Consider the following 24,614-nt stretch of genomic DNA (forward strand, 5'->3'; position numbering starts at 1 on the left):
TAATTTACTCGATAATCGAGATTTAAAATATTCCAAGGCTTGCCTCGATATTTTATGTGAATTTCTGAAACAAGTCAATAAAGCTTATCATAAGATTACTGACATAAAAATAAAAAAAACCGAAGCAGAAAGTAGCTTCGGTTTTTTAATATCATAATTATCTTCTCTATAAGGAAACTATCAAATCATCGTCATTTATATCATTTGGCGTATGTAAATCTGTATCTTCTAAAAAACCGTTTGAAAATACTTTTTGCATTTCTGTAGACAGTAATCCGTTTCTATATTTTTTCCATTCCACTACTTTTTCACCAAACATATCATTCACCAAATTAGGAAACTTCCAATCGGAATTTTTCCCCCAATGAATTGTAAATGGAATATCGTTTTCTTGTAATACTTCTATCATTCGCCTTGAGTATTCCGTTAAACTCATAAGTTTTCTAGATTTTTCCCAAAGCACACCATCAATTTCTAGCATACAGGTAATCGGAAACTTTGTAAAACCTAAGGTAGCTTCTGTTTGTTTTACAAATCGCATTGCAAAAATGCCTGGAATTGGACCTTCTTTCTGAGTCATTTCTTCTAAAACTTTATATGCTTTTGATGAATTTTCATGATGAATTCCTACCGAACAGGCAAACGCAGGTCCTTGATATGGTGCATCCCAAAACGTTTCGTATAAAGTTCCTAATGTTTCTTCATCTACAGCAGGAAGAATTGTTTTTCGTAACTTTTTGATAAACCAAGGAATACTTTTCGGGAATTTCTCCGACACTTTTATGAGTAGATATATCAAGTCTTTATACAATGATGTTTTGATTACAGGAAACGGATCAGGGTATGGAATTTTATATGGTTTTTTATACATCACCTCAACCACATATTCCTCTTCATTTGTATACGGATTGATAAAAACTTTGTAATGATATGGTCGATTTGGTTTTCCATGTTCATCCACTTCTCCATCTATCTTGAAGGTAGAATTTGCAAAATCCATCGTATCCGCTAATTCCAAAGCAATTTCCTTTTTTATCTTTTTGACATATCTTTTTAATAAAAAACGATCTTCTGCTTCAATCACAACTCCATGAATGAATCCGAATGCCCCCAACCCTACCAACGCAGCATTGAACAAATGATCGTTTCGAATCACTTTTGCATTAATTTTTTTAGCAAAATCATCATCTAATACAGGTTTAGTATGTCGTTCCAAATAAACGATATCGGTTGGTTTATCACCTACAATGATATTTAAACCAACTACATAATCTTGTATAGAACCTACATTTAACGCAGCTCCATGTACGCCTGTCGATATACAACCTGCAATGGTTTGTCCATTACTTGCGCCACTCGTTTTTAGCGATTTACCATGCGAACCCAATACTTCTGAAACTCGTTTAATAGTATTTCCGCATTGAAAAAAGAATAAATTCTCGTTTGTATACGTGGTATTTGCATGCATTAAGTTTTGTGGAATTGGTATATGAATACTCATAAAACCATTGTAATGCATATTATCTTTTTGATGTGCAATATGCGATAATGACCAACTAGAACCATACGCTCTAAAACCTTCATTTCTATCTGCTGCTTTTCTAATTAATCGTTGAATTTCCAATGCTGCATCATTATATCTATCATACTTTGAAAACATATTTGCCGAACCTTCTAATTCGGTTATGTATAATGTTTTTAAGGGAAATGGTCCATTATTGTGTAAAGTATCCCAAGTACTTTTTGTGTAAGGTGTTGTTTTTGCCATGATTCTTAAAAATTAGGTTTCATACATACATATTTTACACGAACACGTCGTTTTCTACCAAACGTTACAGCACTTAGGAGAACACCTCCAAATGTATTTTTATATTCTACAGTATGAATCCCACTTGTACCGCAATCTTTCAACAATAACGTAAAATCTTTATCCGTTGCTTTTATCGTAATTACCGTATCTATTTCATTCACCTTCATCATTCTGTAATAGTCAGTTCTATCACTAACGAGGTCGGGCATTGGATCTCCATATACATTTTTTAATCGGACACTATAACAAGAGGTAAAAAGACAACAGACCAATAGTGCAATAGTCCATTTTACAAAAGCTTTATATTTTGATTTCATATTTTCTTAAAATTGGTTAACTATAAAAATAATCGTTTCTCGGCAGGATTTCAAGGGTATAAACACCCAAAATTCAAGCGATTACTGTGTGCATTACAACTCAGCATACAAATTCTTCAATTCAGTCTTAAAGAATTTTATCAAACTAAAAAATAAATGAAATTTGACACAAAATAAATCAAATGGAAATCTTTGCTACGTATCTTATCTACATTCACGCTACTTTGGGTAGTATTGCTTTTATTGCTGGTTTTATAGCCATTATCACAAAAAAAGGAGATAACTATCATAAAAAATCAGGAATTGTATTCTACTATGCTATGCTACTTGCTGCTATATCAGCTTTAATCATTGCTGTATTACCAAAACATGAGAATCCATTTCTATTCACTATCGGATTATTTAGTGCTTACTTCATCATTACAGGGTATCGTGCATTGCGATTCAAAAAGCCAAACCCTTTGCTTATCTTTGACAAGGTAATTTCTGGATGTATGCTCCTTACGGGAATCATCATGATTGCATACCCAATAATTTTTACTGGAAAAATAAACATTCTTCTAACCATTTTCGGAAGTGTCGGAATCATATTCTCCATAAGAGATTTACTTTTATTTAAAAACATAAAAAAACTTCGTAAAAGTTGGTTAAAACTACACATCGGGAAAATGCTCGGAGGTTACATAGCTGCCGTAACCGCTTTTATAGTCGTCAATCAATTCATTCCTGGAATAGCTGGTTGGTTAACTCCAAGTATCTTTGGTGCTGCGTACATAACGTATTGGTTTAAAAAACTAAAAAAGAAACCTCTCAAAATACCTCGGTAATTATTGCCATGTTAATAATTTCATACGATTCAAACATTTAAGAAACACAAAAAACACCTTAACACACTTTTAAGAAATATTAACATAAGATTGGCTAATTTAGAAGCCTAAACCAAAGCCTAATGTTAAAAGCCAATCTTTCTGTCCTTCTCGGACTCTTTTTTGTATATTTTTCGCTTGCGCAAGAAAAATCAAAATCAGACACCAAATGGGACGTTTCAAATCCTAAAGGAGACTTTAACTACAAAGATCACAAATTCACAACAACGGAAGGTACATGGATGAATTTGGACGTAAGTCCAGATGGAAAAACCATCGTATTTGATATGCTTGGCGATATATATAGTATTCCTATTTCTGGTGGAAACGCTAAAGTATTACGTTCTGGAATTCCGTTTGAAGTTCAACCACATTTCAGTCCTGATGGTTCAAAAATATTGTTCACAAGTGATGCTGGTGGTGGTGATAACATTTGGATCATGAATGCAGATGGTTCGGAAGCGAAACAAATTACGAAAGAAAATTTCCGCTTGCTAAATAATTCCACTTGGATGCCCGATGGCAATTCGTTTGTAGCACGTAAACACTTTACTTCTACACGTTCACTTGGAGCAGGAGAAATGTGGCAATATCACATAACTGGTGGTGCTGGCTTACAACTAACCAAAAAGAAAAATGCACAACAAGATGTAAACGAACCTTCTGTATCTCCTAATGGTCGTTACCTATATTACAGTGAAGATGTATATCCTGGTGGATTCTTTCAATACAACAAAGATCCGAATAAGCAAATCTATGTTATCAAACGTTATGATTTCCAAACGGGTAAAACAATCCAAATCACTGGTGGACCGGGCGGTGCTTCGCGTCCACAAATATCAAGAGATGGAAAAAAACTAGCATTCATCAAAAGAGTGCGTACAAAATCTGTGTTATACTTACACGATTTAGAAACTGGTGAAGAATGGCCATTATATGATGCATTAGACAAAGATCAGCAAGAAGCGTGGGCAATATTTGGTGTCTATCCAAACTTTAGCTGGATGCCAAATAATAAAGAAATTGTGTTTTGGGCAGCCGGAAAAATCAACAAAATAGAAATCAACTCTTTAAAAGTATCTAACATTCCTTTCAAGGTAAATGCAAATATTCAAATTGCGGAAGCAGTTTCTTTTGATACACCTGTAGCACCTGATACGTTTGATGCAAAAGTAATTCGCCAAGCAATTACCTCTCCCGATGGAAAAACGTTGGTTTTCAATGCAGTTGGCTACTTATGGAAGAAAAACTTACCAAACGGGACACCAAAACGATTGACAAAAGGAACCGATTTTGAATCAGAGCCTAGTTTTTCTCCTAACGGGAAAGAAATCGTATACGTTACTTGGAATGATATCAACTTAGGTTCAGTTCGAAAAATCTCAATAAGCGGTGGAAACTCATCACAATTAACTTCTGAAAAAGGAAGTTTCAGAACACCTTCGTTCTCTCCTGATGGAAAATACATTGTCTACAGAAAAGAACGCGGAAACAGTGATCAAGGATATACATTTGCTAAAAAAGCGGGAATCTATACCATGACAGCTTTCGGAAGCGAAACACATTTTGTAACCAAAGATGGCGAATATCCAATCTTTTCAGCAGATGGAAAACGTATCTTCATTCAAACTGGTGGAACATACTTTGGAAGCTTAACAAAATCATTGCATAGTGTAAATCTTCAAGGAAATGACAAACGCACTCACTTTACTTCAAAATATGCAAACAGAATTGTTCCTAGCCCAGACAACAAATGGATTGCTTTCTCTCAATTACACAAAGCCTATGTAGCACCAATGATTATTACGGGTCAGAAAGTAAACTTAGACAACAAAACCAAAGCATTTCCTGTGGCTCAAATTGCTAAAGATGCTGGTGTAAATTTACATTGGTCTCCTGACAGTAAAAAAGTAATGTGGACTTTAGGTGATGAATATTTTTCTAATGAAATTAAAGATAGATTTACATTTTTGGACGGTTCCCCAGAAAAAACTCCTGAACTCACTTCGAAAGGAATCAAAATCAATCTCACACAAAAAACTGACAAACCTTCGGGAAGAATTGCATTTACCAATGCGCGAATCATTACTATGGATAATGAAAAAGTAATTGAAAATGGAACAATTATCATAAAAAATAATCGTATTGAAGCTATTGGAAAAGCAAACGATATAAAAGTTCCTAGCGGAGCAAAAACATACAACATGGCAGGAAAAACAATCATGCCAGGAATCGTAGATGCACATGCACACATTGGTGCATTCCGTTACGGATTAACAACTCAGAAACACTGGCAATTTTATGCAAATCTTGCTTTTGGAGTTACTACAGCTCATGATCCGTCTGCCAATACAGAAACAGTTTTTGCTTTATCAGAATTGGTTAAAAATGGTACACTAGTAGGACCACGCCTCTACTCTACTGGTTTCATATTATATGGAGCCGACGGAGATTTCAAAGCCGTTGTAAACAATCTTGATGATGCACGTTCGTCTATTAGACGTACCAAAGCATTTGGCGCATTATCAGTTAAAAGTTACAATCAACCACGCCGCGAACAACGCCAACAAATATTACAAGCGGCGCGCGAAGAAGGCATATTTGTAGTTCCTGAAGGTGGATCCACATTCTATCACAATATGACTATGATTATGGACGGACACACAGGTGTAGAACACAATATTCCTGTTTCACCTGTTTATAAAGATGTATTAGAATTATGGGGAAATAGTAAAACTGGATATACACCAACGTTAATAGTGAACTATGGTGGCGTTAATGGAGAATTCTATTGGTATCAAAAAACAAATGTTTGGGAAAATGAAAAACTTCTAAAATACACACCAAGAGCAATCATTGATGCACGTTCAAGACATCGTATGATGTTACCTGAAGAAGAATATAAAAATGGACATATTCTAACATCTGAAACGGTAAAAGCTATAGCAGATAAAGGTGTAAAAGTAAACTTAGGTGCACACGGGCAATTGCAAGGATTGGGCGCACATTGGGAACTCTGGATGATGGCACAAGGTGGAATGTCGCCAATGGAAGCTTTAAAAACGGCAACGATAAACCCAGCAGAATACATTGGCGCAGGAAACGATATTGGTTCGCTAGAAGTTGGAAAATTAGCCGATTTAATCATCATGGATAAAAATCCTTTAGAAAACATCAGAAATACAGAAAGTATTACGCATACAATGATAAACGGACGTTTATATGATACAGAAACGATGAATGAAATTGGTAACGAATCTAATAAACGTACACAATTCTATTGGGAAAATAACAAATTTAACGCAGCATTTCCTTGGCATGAAGAATCAAATAGCTTCACAACACCAGGTTGCGGTTGTCATTTAGGACATCAATAATAGATAACATATAAGAATCCTTAAAAATAAAACCATCAACCAAAAAACAATACAAACTAAAACCAACCTAAAATGAAAAAAATAATCCTACTAATCTTAACACTTACTACCATAAACCTCTCTGCGCAAGAGTTTTCTATGGAAACGGTGAAAAATATGAAACCTCGTAACATTGGTCCAGGCGGAATGAGTGGACGTGTTACAGCTATTGATGTTGTTACTAACGACCCTGATATAATGTACGTTGGAACTGCATCTGGTGGACTCTGGAAATCTACGTCGGGCGGTATCAAATGGAAGCCCGTTTTTGATAAAGAAGTAACTGCTTCTGTCGGAGCTGTAGCTATTCAACAGTCAAATCCAAGTGTAATTTGGGTTGGAACTGGAGAAGGAAATCCAAGAAATAGTCTAAATGGTGGCTACGGAATTTACAAATCATTAGATGGTGGTAAAAATTGGAAGCTAATGGGATTAGAAAAAACACGTCACATTCACCGTGTTATTATTGATCCTACAAATCCTGATGTTGTATATGCTGCAGCTATTGGTTCTCCTTGGGGAGAACATCCTGAGCGTGGCGTTTATAAAACGACAGATGGTGGCGAAACTTGGAAACAAATTCTATTTGCAAATAACAAAACTGGTGCTGCCGATTTAGTAATGGATCCAACAAATCCTAATAAACTAATTGCTGCTATGTGGGAACACAAACGTGATCCTTGGTTTTTCAAATCTGGCGGAGAAGGTTCTGGTTTACACATTACACATGATGGTGGAAAAACTTGGAAAAAATTAACTGATAAAGAAGGCTTACCGAAAGGTAATTTGGGACGTATCGGAATTGCAATCGCGCCAAGCAGTCCAAATGTTATTTATGCTTTAATTGAAGCTAAGAAAAATGCGCTGTATAAAAGTACAGATGGCGGATTTAAATGGTCAAAAGTAAGTGACAAACCTGGTATTGGAAATCGTCCATTTTACTACTCTGAAATTTATGTTGACCCGCAAAATGAAAACAGATTGTATACAATTTTCACGTATGTGAATGTTTCTGATGATGGTGGAAAAAACTTCCGTCAACTTATGCCAGCCTATGGAGTTAGTAATGGTGTACATCCTGATCATCATGCATGGTGGATTCATCCGACAAACGGAAAATTCATGATTGATGGAAACGATGGAGGAGTGAACATTACAAAAGATCGTGGGCAAACTTGGCGTTTCATTGGAAATCTTCCTGTGGCGCAGTTCTATCACATTAATGTAGATAACGAGTTTCCATACAATGTTTATGGAGGAATGCAAGATAATGGTTCTTGGCGTGGACCAGCATATGTATGGCGTTCGCAAGGAATTCGTAATTCATATTGGCAAGAAATTTCGTTTGGTGACGGATTTGATGTGGTTCCTGATAAAGATGATTCTCGTTACGGCTGGTCTATGAGTCAACAAGGTTTTGTATCTCGTTATGATTGGATAACTGGAAACAATTATACTGTAAAACCAACACATCCAGACGCTAAAGTAAAACTTCGTTTCAACTGGAATGCAGCCATCAATATTGATCCTTTTGATAATAACACACTTTATTTTGGAAGTCAGTTTGTACATAAAAGTACAGACAAAGGTTTAACTTGGACTGTAATTTCGGATGATTTATCTACCAATGATCCTGCTAAATTAAAACAAGCAGAAAGTGGTGGATTAACCATGGATGCTACTGGAGCAGAAAATCATTGTACTGTTTTAGTAATTGAACCTTCTCCACTAGAGCAAAATATGTTATGGGCAGCTACAGATGACGGACGTGTACATATTACAAGAAATGGTGGGCAAGAATGGACAGAAGTTACCAAAAACATCAAAGGTTTGCCTACTGGAAGCTGGATAGTACAAGTAAAAGCATCTAATAAAAAGCAAGGTGAAGCATTGCTAGTGGCTAATGATTACAGACGCTTCAATTACGAACCATATGCATATCGTACCACAAACTACGGAAAAACGTGGGAACGCATTGTTGATGCTACTGATGTAAAAAGTTATACACTATCTATCGTGGAAGATCCAGAAAATAAAAACTTATTATTTTTAGGAACGGACGATGGTTTATACATTTCATTAGATGCTGGAGATAAGTGGCAAAAATGGACTTCTGGATTTCCAACAGTTTCTACAAAAGATTTAGTAATTCAACCACGTGAACATGATTTAGTTATTGGAACATTTGGTAGAGCTGCTTGGGTTTTAGATGATATTCGTCCATTACGTGCTATTGCAAAAGACAAAAACATTCTTACTAAAAACATTGAACTTTTTGAACCACCAACTGCATATCAAGCAGCGTATCAACAACCAACAGGAAGTCGTTTTGGTGCAGATGCTACGTATCATGGTGAAAACAAAAGAGGTGGCGCTATGATTTCGTATTACATCAATAAGAAAGAAATGCCTAAGAAAGATCCGAAAGACAAAAAGGATGATAAAGACAAGAAAGAAGCCAAAGAAACCGATGAAAAGAAAGTAAAATGGGATTCGCTTACGCTTCAAGTATATAACAATGGAAAGTTGATTCGCACCCTAAAAAATAAAATTCCAAAAGAAAATGGAATTCATAGAATGTTTTGGGGAATGAACGAAAAAGGAGTTGACAGGCCATCAAGAACTATTCGTAAACGTAGACGTGAACCAGGCGGCATGGCTGTAAAACCAGGAACATATCAATTGAAATTAACGTATGGAGATCAGGTTTCTGAAACTTCTATTAAAGTAGCAAGTGATCCACGTTTACAAGTTTCTCAGAAAAATATTGACGAAACGTATGCTGCAGGGAAGAAAATTGAAAGCATGACGCAAACAGCTGCAGATGCTGTAAAGCAATTGGTTCAAAGTAAAAATATTGCTAAAGAATATCAAGCTACGCTTAAAAAATTAGACAAGAAAAAGCATGAAGATGCAATCAAAAAGTCTAAAGCAATCGTAAAAAAGATTGATACAGTGATTGCTTTATATTTAGGAAAAGTAGATAAGCGTCAAGGGATTACTCGAAATCCTGAAGTAAATGTAATGCAACGAATTGGCACAGCAAATTGGTATAGTGGATCGCGTCAAACTGGATTAACAACTACTGAACGTCAATTAATGAAACATGCTGAAGATGCTTTAAAAGAAGCGTTGGACAAAACAAATGCATTATTCAACAAAGAATGGAAAACGTATCGTACTGAAATGGAACAAATTGATTTAAAACCATTTAAAGAAACAAAATCATTTCAACTAAACTAAGATTTGCATTTAGCTAATTATCTGCTTACCTTAGTTTTTTAACAATACGAACTAAATAAAGATCCCAAAATAATGAAAAAAGGAATATTAATTCTTGCTACTGGATTGCTACTAATTTCTGTAAGCTGTAAAGGTGAAAAGAAAGAAGAAGCTAAACCTCAAACGGAAGAAAAGACAGAAAAAGTATCCGAAGAAACTGCTACTAAAACGACTGAAGTGAAAAAAGTAAAATTTGCTTTGGCTTCAAAAAGTGATAGTAATGTTACTGGAAATGTTGTTTTTACTGAAAAGTATGGAATTGTAAATATGACTGCTGTTATGGAAGGTTTAACACCAGGAAAACACGCAATTCATATCCATGCAAAAGCAGATTGTTCTTCCCCTGATGGAAAATCTACTGGCGGACATTGGAATCCTACTTCGCAACCACATGGAAAATGGGGTGCTGCTACAGGATATCATAAAGGAGATATTGGAAACTTTGACGCTGATGAAAATGGTAATGGAACTATTTCTTTTCAAACAGACGAATGGTGTATTGGCTGTGATGATGAAAACAAAAACATTATTGGAAAAGCAATTATTGTGCATCAAGGAACAGATGATTTAACATCGCAACCTTCTGGAGCCGCTGGAAAACGTGTAAGCTGTGGCGGAATTATTCAATAAATAAATTTTAACATAAATACAATATTGATAAAGCTACTTCTAACCAAGTAGCTTTATTTTTGTTTCTATAATATATAGCAATCATGAACCCATCGGCAAAAGGTTGGATAAAAAAGTTATTACAAGAATATAGTGCGCTTCCTAAAAAAGAAAAAGCGCATACTTTGGACGAGTTCTATCACAATTTGAAAACCTGTGGTTTTATCTATGGGACTAACTTTCATACGTTATTCAATCAGGTTGAAAAAGATGGCTATTCGCATGACGAATTGTGTAAAATCAACATTATATTATCGTTTTTATTCATTCATGAATACCATCAATTTGAAGAAGATTTTATAGAAAGTGTAATTGATTTCTACAATATTGTAGACGATTATAAGAGTTCTTTCTTTGAAGAATTGTTTATGGGAAAGAAAAAATCATACGATTTACTCGAAAGTATGATTAACAAACGTATTGCCATTGATGATAATGTGATTACAAAGAATTTTAATTACTTTATTACAAATACATTACTTTTTGTAGATGTATTGGCATATGAAAAATATTTACATTCAGGAGCAGTCAGTGACGCCTATTTACATACGATGGAATCTTCAATTGAAACTATCATTTTTGCTGCGCTTGATTTAAAAACTGAAAAAAGCCAATATGATGAAAGTTTGATCAAACTATTTGAAGCTTCTTTCCGTTACGATCATCGTGTTCGCTTGCATTACAGTGAAGTAATAGTCCATATTACACATCCATTAACAAAACAATATATTGTAGATTTAGTTTGTATGACATTTTGGAGTGATAAAATAATTGATGAGCAAGAACGTACGTTTTTAAATCAATTAGCACATGATTTACATATTTCAAAAGGAACAATCCTAAAAGCTACAGATGACATTCATCAATATTATACTACACATAAAGATGATATCAAATTATTAAAATCGCAAAACATGGTGCAGAGTTTCTATGAAAATTCTAGCAATATGGTTTCTAAATTAATTACTCGAAACAAAAAACGCTTATCAAAAGAATTGCAAGAAAGTAAGGAGTTAATGTTGTTACTTTCGCAATCGACAGTTCGTAATTTGAGCGATGAAGAACAAAAAAAAGTAAAAGATCAATTACTCGATATTTTCAAAACCATTCCAAGTTTGGCAATATTCATGCTTCCTGGCGGCATGTTGCTATTACCATTTGTAATTAAGTTTATCCCAAATATTTTACCTTCAGGATTTGACGACAACAGAGTTGATGAATAATTTATAAATTGTTATTAATAGTACTTTCTTTTCTGGGTAACATTTTATCATTCGTAGAACTATAAGGTATTATTAATTCAAACTTTTTTATTATGAAAAAAAGAAATTTAAAATTATTGAAAGTCAACAAAGTGGCTATTGCTACTTTTAATTCAGTTGGTGGAAGAGCTCCACAATCAAATGGTTGTGCTGATCCATATGCACCACCGGTAGATCACGATCATGAATGGTTTACAGATGGTCCACAAAGAGTTTGTGAAACTTTTGCATCATGGTGTAGCTTCACTACTGGTTGATATTCTAAGCGAACTTCGGTTCGCTTTTTGTTTTACAACTATAAAATATAGCTGCAAATTTATAAATCACGACTACCACTTTTTATCCTTTTCAAATATTCTAAGTAGCTTCACGTTTGTAAATAAAACTCTTTCTCATGAATAAATTAAATTTCACATTCGTATTCGTACTTCTTTTTTCTTTTAATTTTTTAACCGCACAAGATCATACAAAAAATCATGATGACGACAATCAACAGTCAGATTCTAGGTTTAGTATCATTGGTTTTGGTGGTGTCGGTTATACATCTGTTGATAATGATAACCAACCAAATTACAATTTAGACGCAAGTACCTTTGATATTTTAGTACATTATAGAATAGGAAAACGTTATGGGATTTCTACGGGAATTGGCTTTAATCAATTGACTGGTAACGGCTTCAATAGTGCAAATCAAAACTTCTATCATGAACGCGGAACAATTAAAATTCCACTTTTATTTAGTGCAAATTATAATGTATCTCGTAAAGTTCGTTTGGTTGCAAATATTGGTTTTTATGGACAAACTGTTGTTAAAGATGAATATAGCTTTGCTACTACAACGATTAAAGATGTATATGAAGGTTGGAGTTTTGGGTTTCAATCAGGAATTGGTATGTCATATAACTTAAATCATAAATTAAGCTTGGGAATTATGTTTAATACACAAGGTGATTTTACAAGTATAGATAGCAATTCAAATGCTGGTTTTACTGATAAACAAAAGATTGCTGGAATTAATACTATTGGATTATTGTTTGGTATTAATCTTTAGAATAGATTAATTAAATAAGAAAAAAACTGATAAGTAAGAGCATTAACTTTCATCAAAAAGGATGCTCTTATTAGTTAGTATAAATTAGTTATTCGTTCTTTACAAAAAGCCCTAAAAATACTATTACATACATAATTTACAACTACTTCAACCAGTTTTTCAAATCTTTTATACGTTCTACGACTTACAACAATTTCTTGTTCATTGAAGTTGTTTAGTTTTATTTGTAAACATGAATTTGCAGAACTTTCAATACGTTCTAGAAACGTTTTATGTATGATAAATTTACGATTCACTCTAAAAAATAATTGTTTTGACAAAACAGTTTCTAAATACGTCAACGAATAAAAGATTGATCGTTATTAGCATAAACAAAAGTAATGTTATGTTCATCAACTTATTTCTAAATTTCAAGTATAAAAATCAATAAACAAATCTACTACTAAAGAAATAATAGTGAACTATTATTTGGAGTTAGTGAGTTGTTTTTTAGAAAAAGAAAAAGGTATTTGTATGGGAAACCCTTTAAAGATTATACCTTATAAAATATGTGAGTTTTTCTAATTAAAATATCCTCATGTTATAGCTTACTAAAGAATTTCTTATGGTATTAAAAGACAATTGTTTAGTAGAAAATATGTATATTGTTGTGCCTACCAACTCCTAAAATTAACATGAAATTATTTACAATAATATTAATTCTAATTATATGCTCCTTCAGTTTCCATTTGCAAGGTCAAACACAAGATGTTAATTCTAATTTAAATAATCTTAATTCTATATTAGACGCATTACCTAAAATATCTAAAGATTCTACAAAAGCTGAGATTACGACACATGTAGATGCCATGATTAAGTTAATGAGTGAAGAACATTTCAAAGAGAATTATGCCCCAATTCTAATTTATGCAGATAAAGGTTTGGCTTTAGCAAAAAAGAGTGCTAATGTAAATCATATTCACGATACTAGAGGTGTTATTGGCAATACTTTAAATAAGGTTAAAGATAGTGTAAGAGCAAAGAAACTATTTTTAAAGTCTTTAAAATATGCAGAAAAAACAAATGATAGTTCTCTTATTCTAAAATCAAAAGGTAATTTGGCAAATACTTATTACTACATGGATGGTTATAAAAGTAAAACCATAAGTCTCTATTTAGAAAGTATCGAATTTGCAGAACATTTAAAAGATACAACACGCTTGTTTATATTACATCATAATTTAGCGCGAGCTTTTAATGAGAGTAATAATCCTAACCGTAGTGACTATCACATAAAAAAGACAGCATTCTACCTGAATTTTTTGGGAAACCCACCGCATTTTCAGGCAAGTCATTTTCATAATATAGGAAGAAAATTTTTATTACTTAACAAACCTAATGAAGCTATAAAAAATTTCAGAAAAACAATTGCACTTTGTGAGAATACTAATTACACGGAAGCTTTATTAGAAGGTTATACAGGCTATAGAGATGCCTTAGAGTTGAAAAAAGATTATAAAGAATTTCATAAAATTACTAAGATACTTGAGGTCTATAAAAAAGAAAAAGAAGAAAGTGAGGCTCAAAATATTAGTGATGCTATAAATGCAAAGTTGAATGCAGAGTTGAATGCAGAGCGTTATAAAAATCAGATTAACACGAATGAATTGGAAAAAGAACTTTTAGTGGAACAAGCAGAACGAAGAAATATCTTTTTCATACTTGCCATAGCTACTGTTATTTTTTTAGTTGTAATATTAGTAATAACTTACGTTTCTAGTAAAAAAAGAAAAGCGTTAGTAGAAGATTTAAAAATTAAGAATAAACAGTATTTAATAGCTAAAAAAGAAAGTGAAGAATTTGCAAAAACGAAAACTAAATTCTTTGCTACTGTAAGCCATGAATTACGAACGCCATTGTACGGTGTCATTGGTTTAAGTTCTATTTTACTTGAAAGTGAAGACTTAAAAAAGCATGAAAAAGATTTAAAATCATTAAAGTTTTCAGCTAATTATTTACTCACACTTGTTAATGATTTACTACATATTAATAAGATTGAAAATAAAAACTTTATAGAAGAAGATATTACGTTTAATTTAAAAACACTAACATCTAAAATAGTTTCTTCATTCGAGTATATAACATTACAACATCAAAATGAAATTAGTATAACGTTACATAAAGATGTTCCATTGTTATTAAAAGGTAACTCGGTAAGACTGTCTCAAATACTTATGAATTTAATAGGCAACGCCTGTAAGTTTACAGAGAAAGGAAAGATTGCAATTGCTATAGCACTATTAGAAAGTACAGATGGTATTGCAAAGCTTGAATTTACAATTAAAGATACAGGTCCTGGCATTGAGAAAACTAAACTAAATCACGTTTTTAATGAATTTGCGCAAATAAACTCATCGTCATCCACTTATCAAGGTACGGGATTAGGCTTACCTATTGTTAAAAAACTAATAGAACAAGCCAACGGAACTATTACAGTAGAAAGCGAACTTGGAAAAGGCAGTATGTTTACTTTTACTATATGTATGCTAATTTCTAACGAGACTATAGAACAAGATGTACCTCCTATTTTAGATTTTAAACAATTACAACATAAAAAAGTACTTATTGTAGAAGATAATCGTATTAACCAAACCGTTACAAAACGTATTCTAGATAGTGAAGGTGTTCTCTGTTCTATTGCTGAAGATGGAGAAAAAGCAGTAAGCGCTGTTAAGCAATCTACTTTCGATTTAATATTAATGGATATTAATATGCCTGTAAAAAACGGTATTGAGGCTACTAAAGACATTAGAAAGTTTAATACTACTATTCCTATAATTGCACTTACTGCCGTAGATATAGAAGAACAAAAAAATCAAATTTTCGAATGTGGTATGAATGACATTATTTTAAAACCATATGACATAGATCAATTCAAAAAAACAATTGCCGCTAACTTAAATCTCAAATTAAAAAGTGAACTTTAAACTTGTTGATTTACTACTTTTAAAACATATGTTACTTTTTGAAAGTGTTATTCTAAAATGGCTACATTGTTTCTCTAATTCAACCAGTTTTTAAAATCTTTTACACGTTCTCTACTAACAATAATTTCTTGCTCATTGAAATTATTCAATTTGATTTGTAAACGTGAGTTAGTATAACTTACAATATCTTTAATTGCGTTGATATTAATATAAAATTTTCTACTTACTCTATAGAAAAGCTCAGGAGATAATTCATCTTCTAAATGTTCTAGAGACGTTTCCAAGAGATAGTTTCTACCTTCTGAAGTGTATATATAAGTTCCTTTATTTTCACTGTAAAAACACTCTATTTCATCAATTGGAATCATTTTTAAATGCTGTCCAACTTTTACAGTGTAGCGCCTTTTGTAAGTGCGTTCAATTGGATTGACTAACAATTTCTTGATATCATCAAAATTCAGTTGTACGTTTTGCGTTTGTGGCGCACGTGCTCTGTATTGTTCAACTGCAGCAATTAATTCATCTTCATCAATTGGTTTCAATAAATAATCAATACTATTCAATTTAAATGCTTGCAAAGCATATTCATCATATGCAGTTGTAAATATGATAGCCGACTTAATTTCTATTTCTTCAAAGATTTCAAAAGATAATCCATCTGACAATTGAATATCTAAAAAAATTAAATCTGGATGCTCGTGATTCTGAAACCATTCAATTGACTCTGAAACAGAGTGTAACATAGTTTCTACTGGCATATTTTCTCTTTCTAACATTCTATTTAGGCGACGTGCTGATGGTTTTTCGTCTTCTATGATGATTACTTTCATTGGTTGTATTAGGTTTTGTAAAGAAATTCTTTTCTATTTAAAATTCAACATTTAAAAATTATTTATTCGTAATTAAGAAACTATTCCCAGCCGCTACTACGTTCTTTTTCTTTGTCTATATATTCTCTGATTTTTCGCTCTTCCCAGTTTTTACCAAAAAATAAACCTGTTCCAAAAACTCCTAAGCCATGAAATGCAACTCCAATTCCCCAAAATATTGCTGTTGAAAAGGGTCCAAATTGCCATATACTTTCTCCTGGATCTAAGTTAACAGCAATAATGCTAATTAAAAATATATTTACGGCAATATACACCGCAAAGTGAATATAAAATCCTTTTATTTTTTCTACTTTTTTTCGAGCTTGTATATACAGTTCTTCTTCTGTATAATTTTTAAAGTTCTTTGATGATGGTAATCTTTTCATGATTTTTTGCTATTATTTCCATGTACGACTTTCTTCTTCGTTCATGTATTGTTTTATTTTTCGTTCTTCCCACTTTTGTCCAAAAACACCGTTAGTGACAAATACATTGAATCCATGTAATACGAGTCCAAGTCCCCATACAATCCAAAGCATATAAGTTCCTTCGTCTTGAAAAGCTTGTGCTAACGTTTTCCCTTTTACAATATATTCATTTACTTGTTGCCAAGTAATAAAACTATTAACGACCACATATATAATAAGATGTACATAAAAACCGCGTAAGTTCTCTACTTTTTGCTTTGCTCTTAAATACGCATCACTATATGATCTTGATGGTACTTTTTGATTGACTGTTGTGTTGTTTTCTATTAGTTCCATCTTTTACGTTCTTCTTGTTCCATATATTCTCTAATTTTTCGTTCTTCCCAGTTTTTACCAAAGCGTCCATCTTCAAAATAAACACTCATCGCATGGAAAGCTAATCCAACTCCCCAACCGAACATTGGAAACCAAAACCAGTGGAATTGTGGTACTGTCCATAAGTTAATAAAAATTAAAAATGGTATTACTAAACAGTATGCTAGTAAATTATAATAGAAATCTTTTAAGTTTTCTACATGTTTACGTGCTTTTATATATTGATCGTCCAAAGACTCTTGTCCTGGGCCTAAAGCTTTATTTCTCATAATTTCTATTTGTTTTGTAAGCATCGGAATTGCTACTTGAAACTCCGATGTTGTTTTGTTTATATATACTTCTCGTTGTGTAAGTAAGTCATATCGTTGTTTGATATTATTTAGACCTACACCACTACTTTTTTTGACAATTTGCTTTTCTTGAAGATTGTTTTGTATGATTAAATTCCCGCGATCTTCATATATTTTTATGTGTAATGGTTTCGATGATGTAACCATATTGTGCTTTACTGCATTTTCTAGTAATAGTTGTAATGATAAAGGCACTACTCTACTTTCTGGATTACTCGCTTTTTCAGGAATTTCAAAAATGATACTATCTTCAAAGCGCATTTTCAATAAACTCATGTACGTTTTAGCAAACGCAAATTCTTCATCAACTGTAACCAGTTCTTTGTTTTTCTGTTCTAAAACGTACCTGTATACTTTTGATAATCCTGAAGTGAATTTTTGTGCCTGACGTGGATTTTCATCAATTAAAGAACTTAATACATTTAAGCTATTAAACAGAAAATGAGGATCTAATTGGTTTTTTAAAGCATCAAATTGTGCTGAAGCTGTTCCTGCTATAATTTTTTGTTCAGTAACTTTATTTTTCTGTAATTCTCTATAGAAATATAATGCATGAAAGAATATTGAAAATACAATCGTAATTAGTAATGCGCTAAAGTAATCAGCTGGATTTTCTGTTTGAATAAATTCTGTATACGTTTCGCCTTCAATACCAATTTCTCGGATCATTTGCACTAAAAAAAATGTAATTATCGTAATTACAATTGAACCTACAATTCCAATGACCAATCGATACTTTTTATTCGTAGCAGTCCAAACTACTTTATGATTTATATAATCAAAGAAATATGAATTTACAATACTAATAGCCACCGAATACATACAGTAATAACCAAAAGCAATTAAAAGCTGCTTGTTGAGCGAGATTGATGCTCCTGAGGTATACCTAAATATTAAATCTATACCTAATAGCAACGCTGCTATGAGTACTCCGATACTAACTACTTTGGCAAATTCTTTCATTTCTTTTGAATCGTTATGATGGCTTTACTTCAAATATACTAAGGATTTTTAAAGTGGTGTTGCTTACTTTTTACATTCTCCAATTAAATACACTGCACGATCTTTTCCCCAACTTGGATGTAAGTCGTTTGGCGCCTTGTATGTTTCAAACTTTTCTAATGCTGTATTAAAAGCTTCACAATACGGTGTTGTATCTTTTCCAAAGTAACGTGCACTTCCCATATCCCATTCGTTTTTACATAATAATACTCTCGGATTGTTTTTGTCAATTGCATATGCTTTTGCGTATATTTCAGTTACTTTACCTCCGTATTTCATTCCGTATGTTGCTCCATCATACGCTACCCAAACTGTATATAACATTGCTTGCATAACCATAATTTCTGGATTGTTTGGAGAAATACTTGTTGCGTGATCTAATTGTTTTTGTGCTTTTTCTAATTGTAGTGTTAATTTGCTTTTATCTTTAATAGCAAATCCACTCATAATATTTATTTGTGCTGCATAATAAGATGGCAACCATTCTTTTGGCGCCGCTTCTGAAATACGCTCAAATAAATTTGCTGCTTCTGTACCTTTGTTTTGTTTTACCAATTCAAATGCTTTTTGCATTCCTTTTTCATACTTTGTTTGCGCATTTACAGTGAATGCTAAACAGATAAAACTTAAAATTAAAACTACTTTTTTCATTGTTGTTGATGTTATTGTTAATGATTGATTTTGTTAATGTAGTTTCTAAATAATTGAAGAAACATAATTGATGATGATGAATACGATACTGAACATTTTTTGATTGATTTTTTTTATTTTTCTCTTCTACTCTCTATATGATACATTTACACTGAGCGACTCGAAGTTTGATTGATGGTTCAAATATCTCACAAAAGCAGATGTTTGGAAAAAAGAAACTACCGAATTGTTGTTATTTTAGGATGAATTGTAATTTGATTACTGATTGTTAGTTTTTCTGGTTATTAAAAGGCTCATTTTTAGCATTTCAACTGGGCTAAACATGACTGCTTCGGGTGAGAAATACTTTTATATGCAAGAATTCAAAATAAATCTCCCTATGGTTGGGTATTTCATAGCAATGTGATTTTTTTACTTTTAATAGTACTTAACCGAAACTTATTTTTCATGAATACACTCATGTATTTTGTATACATTTTTACCATTATACTATTAGTTTATAGTTTTATTGCTACAATTTTATTCAGCTTTGAAAAAAAATTATTAACTACGAACATACATATTCAAACCATACAAAAATGGAGCTTAGTTGTCATTCTTTTTGCGCTAATGCTGTTCTTTTGCAAGTCAAAAACTATTCCTGCAAAGTTTTATATAACACCTTGGATTTGGGGATTTTTAACAAGTCATCTTTTTATATATAGAAAAAAACCTTGGATACATGAGTTGTTAGGTTTGGGAATTTTAGTAGCAATTACAATCGTTTTGTTTTTTAAACAGGAAGAAATCATTAAAGTGGTTACAAAGCACAGTTTAGAAACTGTGAGTATAGAAATTGCCGTTATTTATATAACAGCAGGTTTGCTATTTGGTGTTGTTTTTTGGCCAAAAATTAAACATTAAATAGTTTTCCCTGTGCTTGGTTATGCCTTTATCATTACCATTCTAAAATGTAGCATACATAATAAATTAAAGATAAAGTTAATTACAACAACGAACCATAATTCAAAAGACACAAAAAAAGTTAGGCATAATAATACACTTGGCAAGAAATACATTGCTATTTTTTCCCAGTTTTTATAAAAATCTGGAATCGTAAAGTACATTGTATATAAAACCATAGCTAATAATGCCCATAAAAACACAAATATATATGCCAAATTTGCATCTCCTGTGCTATCTCCTATTGCATTAGAAATAATTGCCCAAGGCATAAAAACATTCAATAATAGTGAAAAAAGATAATGCTTTAAGACTGTTTTTTTTGCAATTTTTTTGGACATTCAATAATATTAGATAAACCCAAAGATAGTGTTTTAAAAACACTACTTTTAGTAAAGAATAAAACGATGTTTTTCTCGTTATACACAGCAAACCGACTAATTAAACGACTTCATGTTCAAAAAAACCTTTATATATCGTGTATATCTGTATTGACAAAGAAATAAACAAAAATTTGCAGGCAGCTCGTATTATTAAAAATGACTGGAAATCATCACATTACTTTCTTCCTAAAGAAAGTAATGATAATTTACTAAAAATGTTTAGGAACTAACAAATAGGTCAGTTTTTGTTCAGGTGGCGCCAATTATACTTTTATCAATAAGAAAGAAATAGAGCTATTGTTTAATTTCTAAAAATTATACGCAACCATTTTACAAATAATGCATCTTTAGAATATATAACCTAATTCTAATCGTATGAAAAAGTATTTGATGTTATTCGTTTTTTCTTTGTTTTTGATGAACTGTAATTCGGATGATTCCGAAACAATTTCTACAACTATAGAAACTACATTGATTGGCAAAGGAAATCTACATGGAGGATCTTCTCAAGGAGTTACTCAACAAAATCATCTCATTAATGATGAAGCTGACTGGAATGCAATCCTGCCAATTTTTGATACTGTTTCACATTCTTTTACTGAAACTAATATTGATTTTTCAATGTTTACTGTAATTGTTGCTATAGATCAAGTACGTCCTAATGGTGGACACGAATTAGATATAGCTATCAACTCAAATTCAGAAAATGTTATTGTTACGGTAACTGACATTTCTCCACAAGGACAAGCAACAACAGTGATTACACAACCATATCATATTGTAAAAATTCCTAAGAATACATTGCCAGTTATTTTTCAATAGAAATTTATAAAAGCTATTTATATATACAAACGCCATAACTATAGTAGTTACGGCGTTTTGCTTTCTATTATATATGTTTTATCTATTTTAGATAAATTGCTGTTTGTCCATATTGGAAGTGAATGGGTACATGTCCAGGATCTCTCTTAAACATGTATAAATCTTTTTGTGGTTTTTCAAATAACATGATGATATCTGAACCACCAAATCTAAATTTACCAAATTCTTTTCCTTTGACAACTTCCTGCCCTACTCTAATTAATTGTTCTGGTCTAACTCCTGCTGGTGGTTTTTCTTCAGTATACATCATTACACCAGAAACTTGTGCCATTCCTATTGGAAGAATCGCAACTTTTCCTACTTCTTCTCCTGCATCTACAATCACTAAACCACGTGCTTGGTTAAATTCGTACCCATCTCCAGCTCCATCAGGTGCATCCCATTGATCACCATCCATTTTCACATTTAAAAATACTTTCCCTTGAATATCTTTTATTTCTAATACTTTCCCACTTACTGGTGTATGGAAACGGTGATAATCATATGGTCCTAAGAAATAATGTACAAACGTTCCTCCGTAAAAATCACTTGCGTATTCGCTATTATCTAATAGTTCGTTTACAGTACCAATAGTATGCGTATGTTTCAAACGATCAGTTGTTTTTTTCCCATCTGGACCTATTACATTTCCTTCTGCATCAATTGGGTAGTCTTCTTTAAATGTACAATCTGCCGGTGCAACAATCGTTGTATTGTCACTTGGTGCAGCAATTGGACGTAATGGTGAAATTCCTGTACTTGGATCAGCATTATTAAATTCTCTATAAAAGAATTCATTAAATGTAGTCCACGTTGAAGCATTGTCTGCATATAATGGATAGTTATACATTGCGTTATGCTTAAACGAATACAAACTATCTTTAGTAAGTGAATCTGTTGTATCTAAGAAACTTCCCCAAGCAACAGCAAATTCTACCAGCCAATCTGCAAACTTTGGAAAACTTTGCATAGAAAGATTTGTATCTGGTACTTTTTGATCAACTAACCAGTAAAACTGACATAATAAATCGTATACTTTTTGATTGTAACCATTTGATGTATCTGTACTCTTCCAAGCGTTTGGATAATTTGGATCGCTGCTTTCATCTGGAACCAAACATACATATATATCTAAATAATCATAATATTGTTCTATAGTAACTGGCCAAGCATTTCCGTAAAACTCGTCATTCAAGGCAGCATATAAATCTGCATTCAATGTTGTTTTAGCTGAAATATTAGCGGCGTTTAAGGAAACAAGTAATGCTGCTTCCATTGCTGGATCTGCGGCAAGTAATTTTTTTAATTTTTGTACAATTTCACTGTGGCTATGAATCGTTGTATTTTTCATGGTAAAAGTTTTATTTTGATTTATTCCAAATGTATGCTGAAAACAACGGATATAGTAGCGTATTACTATCCTAATTTTAAAAGCACGTAGAATTGCGTACTAGTGACTATTTAATGTATTTTTACATAAGCATTTAAAAGCATTCTTATGGTTTCCATTCGTAAAGCAATTATTAATGATATTCCAAACATCATTTCTATTGGTAAGAAAACTTTTTTAGAAACTTATTTGATAAATACGCCCAGAGAAGCTGTAGAAGCTTTTATTGAAAAAACGTTTGATGAATCGACCTTAACTAACGAATTCGCTAATGATTCAATTGTATATCATCTAGTACATCTTGATGATAAATTGGTTGGATACTCTAAGATTGTATTAAATGTTTCTAATAATCATATTGATCAAAAACACATTACTAAGTTAGATCGCTTTTATGTATTGAAGGAATTTCATGGACGGCGTTTAGGAAAGCAATTATTTGACTTCATTGTTAACTTCTCTCAACAACAACAGCAACAAGGAATCTGGTTGTATGTACTCATTGAAAATGAGCGTGCTGTTCATTTCTACATAAAAAATGATTTCGAAATTGTCGGTTATCATGATTTTGTTGTTTCTAAAACGCGCACTAATCCAAATCATGTGATGTTTTTGGAGTATTAAAGTATTCCAAAACGTTCCCTTACATATAACATACAAGGAAGCTATTTATAATTGTATATGTATAATCATTTTCCTATTTTACCAAATCTAACCATCTATTTATTTTATATCCTACCAAAACATAAACAATGAAACCATTTTTAAAACTTATCTTCTTATTCTCTTTACAATTATCATTTTATACGGGTTTTAGTCAAACGGTAAATGCTTCGTATGTAGTTCAGAATGGTGATTGGCTAAGTAAGATTTCTCAGAAAGCATACGGCAATCCGCATTTGTATTATAAAATTATTGAAAGTACTAACGAGAAACATTTGGTTGATAAAAGTTTTCAAAAAATCACAAATGTTCAAAAAATTAGGGTTGGGCAAAAAATATGGATTCCTAATTACAAATCATCAAGTAGTACTACAAAAAAAGGTGATGTATTAGTTGCGGTTCCCATAACCGATTGCGAAATACGAATTTGGTATAACTATCAAGTCGTTGCGATTTCTGAATTAAATAAAAACTGGATTCAACAAAAAATCGATCTAAAAACCAGAGCTAAAAAAGCATATACTTTACGACATAATGCACGCGTAAATGCCCGATTTATGATGGCAGATAAAGCCAGAGTAAAAGAGTTTCAAAATAGAGACTTAAAAAAGTATGGAAATCCTGATGGACCAACTTTTGAGCAACTTATGGAAAAATGCAGCAAAAAAGGTTTATCTACAGCTGAATGTTATCAAGATGTCATTACTTCTTCAAGTAGAGTGAGTACTGTGTATAATAATGAGTGTAAAGATTAAAATTAATAGTCATGTTTAATACTCAATCATTAAAACTTCATTCTTTCGAAGAACTTGAAAACCATTTACGAAACTGTATCCATTGGAACTCAACAGATGTAATAGACCATACGATACCGTTGGCATTACGCTTTTACTCAACGCTTTGTTAGATAATTTGGAAAAAACACACATGAATCAAATTATGAAGATTTGAAAAATATCCTTGATAAAAAGAATCTTGATTTTCTAAAGAAACTTACACAATAGCTTACAGCTAGAATAATTTCAAAACAACAAAGAAACCAACAATAATTTAATTTACAC

22 protein-coding genes are annotated in these 24,614 nt (G+C 32.2%); 12 read left to right on the forward strand and 10 right to left on the reverse strand.

The features are described from left to right. Positions 1-166: 166 nt before the first annotated feature. A complete protein-coding gene (locus Q0828_RS17940) occupies positions 167-1,768 on the reverse strand; it encodes an FAD-linked oxidase (RefSeq protein WP_298424370.1) in 1,602 nt (533 codons plus the stop codon). A 5-nt stretch (positions 1,769-1,773) separates the two neighbouring features. Then, complete coding sequence (locus Q0828_RS17945) at positions 1,774-2,127, reverse strand: hypothetical protein (RefSeq protein WP_298424373.1); 354 nt, start codon at positions 2,125-2,127, stop codon at positions 1,774-1,776. 182 nt (positions 2,128-2,309) lie between these two features. On the opposite strand from Q0828_RS17945, the gene Q0828_RS17950 reads away from it, so the two are divergent. The 7 genes from Q0828_RS17950 to Q0828_RS17980 all read left to right on the forward strand — a co-directional run bounded on the left by Q0828_RS17950 (position 2,310) and on the right by Q0828_RS17980 (position 12,673). Further along, complete coding sequence (locus tag Q0828_RS17950) at positions 2,310-2,954, forward strand: DUF2306 domain-containing protein (protein ID WP_298424376.1); 645 nt, start codon at positions 2,310-2,312, stop codon at positions 2,952-2,954. 122 nt (positions 2,955-3,076) lie between these two features. Continuing rightward, complete coding sequence (locus Q0828_RS17955; protein WP_298424379.1) at positions 3,077-6,370, forward strand: amidohydrolase family protein; 3,294 nt, start codon at positions 3,077-3,079, stop codon at positions 6,368-6,370. A 72-nt stretch (positions 6,371-6,442) separates the two neighbouring features. Beyond that, complete coding sequence (locus Q0828_RS17960; protein WP_298424382.1) at positions 6,443-9,652, forward strand: hypothetical protein; 3,210 nt, start codon at positions 6,443-6,445, stop codon at positions 9,650-9,652. A 72-nt stretch (positions 9,653-9,724) separates the two neighbouring features. Beyond that, complete coding sequence (locus Q0828_RS17965; protein WP_298424385.1) at positions 9,725-10,321, forward strand: superoxide dismutase family protein; 597 nt, start codon at positions 9,725-9,727, stop codon at positions 10,319-10,321. Positions 10,322-10,404: 83 nt separating this feature from the next. Beyond that, positions 10,405-11,583 (forward strand): LETM1-related biofilm-associated protein, encoded by a 1,179-nt coding sequence (locus Q0828_RS17970; RefSeq protein ID WP_298424388.1) that lies wholly within the window; start codon positions 10,405-10,407, stop codon positions 11,581-11,583. A 92-nt stretch (positions 11,584-11,675) separates the two neighbouring features. Further along, positions 11,676-11,879, forward strand: a complete 204-nt coding sequence (locus Q0828_RS17975) for a hypothetical protein (RefSeq protein ID WP_298424391.1) — start codon at positions 11,676-11,678, stop codon at positions 11,877-11,879. A 137-nt stretch (positions 11,880-12,016) separates the two neighbouring features. Continuing rightward, entirely contained in the window at positions 12,017-12,673 is a 657-nt protein-coding gene (locus Q0828_RS17980) for an outer membrane beta-barrel protein (RefSeq protein WP_298424393.1), read from the forward strand. 74 nt (positions 12,674-12,747) lie between these two features. Here the strand turns inward: Q0828_RS17980 and Q0828_RS24560 are convergent, their stop codons facing one another. Then, positions 12,748-13,014, reverse strand: coding sequence for a LytTR family DNA-binding domain-containing protein (locus Q0828_RS24560; protein WP_366523612.1), 267 nt, complete (start codon positions 13,012-13,014; stop codon positions 12,748-12,750). A 333-nt stretch (positions 13,015-13,347) separates the two neighbouring features. Here Q0828_RS24560 and Q0828_RS17985 point away from each other — a divergent pair, with 333 nt between their 5' ends. Beyond that, the gene (locus Q0828_RS17985) at positions 13,348-15,639 is read left to right on the forward strand and encodes a response regulator (RefSeq protein ID WP_298424396.1); all 2,292 of its coding nucleotides are present in this window, start codon (positions 13,348-13,350) and stop codon (positions 15,637-15,639) included. Positions 15,640-15,713: 74 nt separating this feature from the next. Here Q0828_RS17985 and Q0828_RS17990 read toward each other — a convergent pair whose 3' ends face one another. From Q0828_RS17990 to Q0828_RS18010, 5 genes are all read right to left on the reverse strand, one after another. Then, complete coding sequence (locus Q0828_RS17990) at positions 15,714-16,469, reverse strand: LytTR family DNA-binding domain-containing protein (protein WP_298424399.1); 756 nt, start codon at positions 16,467-16,469, stop codon at positions 15,714-15,716. 80 nt (positions 16,470-16,549) lie between these two features. Then, positions 16,550-16,894, reverse strand: a complete 345-nt coding sequence (locus tag Q0828_RS17995) for a 2TM domain-containing protein (RefSeq protein ID WP_298424402.1) — start codon at positions 16,892-16,894, stop codon at positions 16,550-16,552. A 12-nt stretch (positions 16,895-16,906) separates the two neighbouring features. Beyond that, the gene (locus Q0828_RS18000; protein WP_298424405.1) at positions 16,907-17,272 is read right to left on the reverse strand and encodes a 2TM domain-containing protein; all 366 of its coding nucleotides are present in this window, start codon (positions 17,270-17,272) and stop codon (positions 16,907-16,909) included. After that, on the reverse strand, positions 17,263-18,624 hold the full coding sequence (locus Q0828_RS18005) for a 2TM domain-containing protein (RefSeq protein ID WP_298424408.1): 1,362 nt from the start codon (positions 18,622-18,624) through the stop codon (positions 17,263-17,265). Before Q0828_RS18005 ends, Q0828_RS18000 begins: the two co-directional genes overlap by 10 nt. A 63-nt stretch (positions 18,625-18,687) precedes the next feature. Further along, positions 18,688-19,314 carry a hypothetical protein gene (locus Q0828_RS18010; protein ID WP_298424410.1) on the reverse strand — a complete coding sequence of 209 codons (627 nt, stop codon included), beginning with the start codon at positions 19,312-19,314 and terminating at the stop codon, positions 18,688-18,690. Positions 19,315-19,761: 447 nt separating this feature from the next. Between Q0828_RS18010 and Q0828_RS18015 the strand changes: the two genes are divergently transcribed. Further along, positions 19,762-20,217 carry a hypothetical protein gene (locus Q0828_RS18015; protein WP_298424413.1) on the forward strand — a complete coding sequence of 152 codons (456 nt, stop codon included), beginning with the start codon at positions 19,762-19,764 and terminating at the stop codon, positions 20,215-20,217. Positions 20,218-20,237: 20 nt separating this feature from the next. Here Q0828_RS18015 and Q0828_RS18020 read toward each other — a convergent pair whose 3' ends face one another. Further along, entirely contained in the window at positions 20,238-20,597 is a 360-nt protein-coding gene (locus tag Q0828_RS18020) for a hypothetical protein (RefSeq protein ID WP_298424416.1), read from the reverse strand. 417 nt (positions 20,598-21,014) lie between these two features. Here Q0828_RS18020 and Q0828_RS18025 point away from each other — a divergent pair, with 417 nt between their 5' ends. Beyond that, on the forward strand, positions 21,015-21,461 hold the full coding sequence (locus Q0828_RS18025) for a protease complex subunit PrcB family protein (RefSeq protein ID WP_298424419.1): 447 nt from the start codon (positions 21,015-21,017) through the stop codon (positions 21,459-21,461). An 82-nt stretch (positions 21,462-21,543) separates the two neighbouring features. Here the strand turns inward: Q0828_RS18025 and Q0828_RS18030 are convergent, their stop codons facing one another. Continuing rightward, complete coding sequence (locus Q0828_RS18030; protein WP_298424423.1) at positions 21,544-22,851, reverse strand: phosphatidylserine decarboxylase; 1,308 nt, start codon at positions 22,849-22,851, stop codon at positions 21,544-21,546. Between the two features lie 147 nt (positions 22,852-22,998). Here Q0828_RS18030 and Q0828_RS18035 point away from each other — a divergent pair, with 147 nt between their 5' ends. After that, positions 22,999-23,514 (forward strand): GNAT family N-acetyltransferase, encoded by a 516-nt coding sequence (locus Q0828_RS18035; protein ID WP_298424425.1) that lies wholly within the window; start codon positions 22,999-23,001, stop codon positions 23,512-23,514. A 128-nt stretch (positions 23,515-23,642) separates the two neighbouring features. Continuing rightward, positions 23,643-24,308 (forward strand): LysM peptidoglycan-binding domain-containing protein, encoded by a 666-nt coding sequence (locus tag Q0828_RS18040; protein ID WP_298424428.1) that lies wholly within the window; start codon positions 23,643-23,645, stop codon positions 24,306-24,308. The last annotated feature ends 306 nt before the right edge of the window (positions 24,309-24,614 follow it).

The organism is uncultured Kordia sp., assembly GCF_947496985.1.
Classification (GTDB): Bacteria; Bacteroidota; Bacteroidia; order Flavobacteriales; family Flavobacteriaceae; genus Kordia.

Coding starts and splice junctions, on each gene's coding strand:
- Q0828_RS17985 (WP_298424396.1), top strand. CDS start 13,348: ATGAAATTATTTACAATAATATTAATTCTAATTATATGCTCCTTCAGT.
- Q0828_RS17995 (WP_298424402.1), bottom strand. CDS start 16,894: ATGAAAAGATTACCATCATCAAAGAACTTTAAAAATTATACAGAAGAA.
- Q0828_RS18020 (WP_298424416.1), bottom strand. CDS start 20,597: ATGTCCAAAAAAATTGCAAAAAAAACAGTCTTAAAGCATTATCTTTTT.
- Q0828_RS18025 (WP_298424419.1), top strand. CDS start 21,015: ATGAAAAAGTATTTGATGTTATTCGTTTTTTCTTTGTTTTTGATGAAC.
- Q0828_RS18015 (WP_298424413.1), top strand. CDS start 19,762: ATGAATACACTCATGTATTTTGTATACATTTTTACCATTATACTATTA.
- Q0828_RS17940 (WP_298424370.1), bottom strand. CDS start 1,768: ATGGCAAAAACAACACCTTACACAAAAAGTACTTGGGATACTTTACAC.
- Q0828_RS17990 (WP_298424399.1), bottom strand. CDS start 16,469: ATGAAAGTAATCATCATAGAAGACGAAAAACCATCAGCACGTCGCCTA.
- Q0828_RS18040 (WP_298424428.1), top strand. CDS start 23,643: ATGAAACCATTTTTAAAACTTATCTTCTTATTCTCTTTACAATTATCA.
- Q0828_RS17945 (WP_298424373.1), bottom strand. CDS start 2,127: ATGAAATCAAAATATAAAGCTTTTGTAAAATGGACTATTGCACTATTG.
- Q0828_RS17960 (WP_298424382.1), top strand. CDS start 6,443: ATGAAAAAAATAATCCTACTAATCTTAACACTTACTACCATAAACCTC.
- Q0828_RS17970 (WP_298424388.1), top strand. CDS start 10,405: ATGAACCCATCGGCAAAAGGTTGGATAAAAAAGTTATTACAAGAATAT.
- Q0828_RS18035 (WP_298424425.1), top strand. CDS start 22,999: ATGGTTTCCATTCGTAAAGCAATTATTAATGATATTCCAAACATCATT.
- Q0828_RS17965 (WP_298424385.1), top strand. CDS start 9,725: ATGAAAAAAGGAATATTAATTCTTGCTACTGGATTGCTACTAATTTCT.
- Q0828_RS18010 (WP_298424410.1), bottom strand. CDS start 19,314: ATGAAAAAAGTAGTTTTAATTTTAAGTTTTATCTGTTTAGCATTCACT.
- Q0828_RS18005 (WP_298424408.1), bottom strand. CDS start 18,624: ATGAAAGAATTTGCCAAAGTAGTTAGTATCGGAGTACTCATAGCAGCG.
- Q0828_RS17955 (WP_298424379.1), top strand. CDS start 3,077: ATGTTAAAAGCCAATCTTTCTGTCCTTCTCGGACTCTTTTTTGTATAT.
- Q0828_RS17975 (WP_298424391.1), top strand. CDS start 11,676: ATGAAAAAAAGAAATTTAAAATTATTGAAAGTCAACAAAGTGGCTATT.
- Q0828_RS17950 (WP_298424376.1), top strand. CDS start 2,310: ATGGAAATCTTTGCTACGTATCTTATCTACATTCACGCTACTTTGGGT.
- Q0828_RS18000 (WP_298424405.1), bottom strand. CDS start 17,272: ATGGAACTAATAGAAAACAACACAACAGTCAATCAAAAAGTACCATCA.
- Q0828_RS17980 (WP_298424393.1), top strand. CDS start 12,017: ATGAATAAATTAAATTTCACATTCGTATTCGTACTTCTTTTTTCTTTT.
- Q0828_RS18030 (WP_298424423.1), bottom strand. CDS start 22,851: ATGAAAAATACAACGATTCATAGCCACAGTGAAATTGTACAAAAATTA.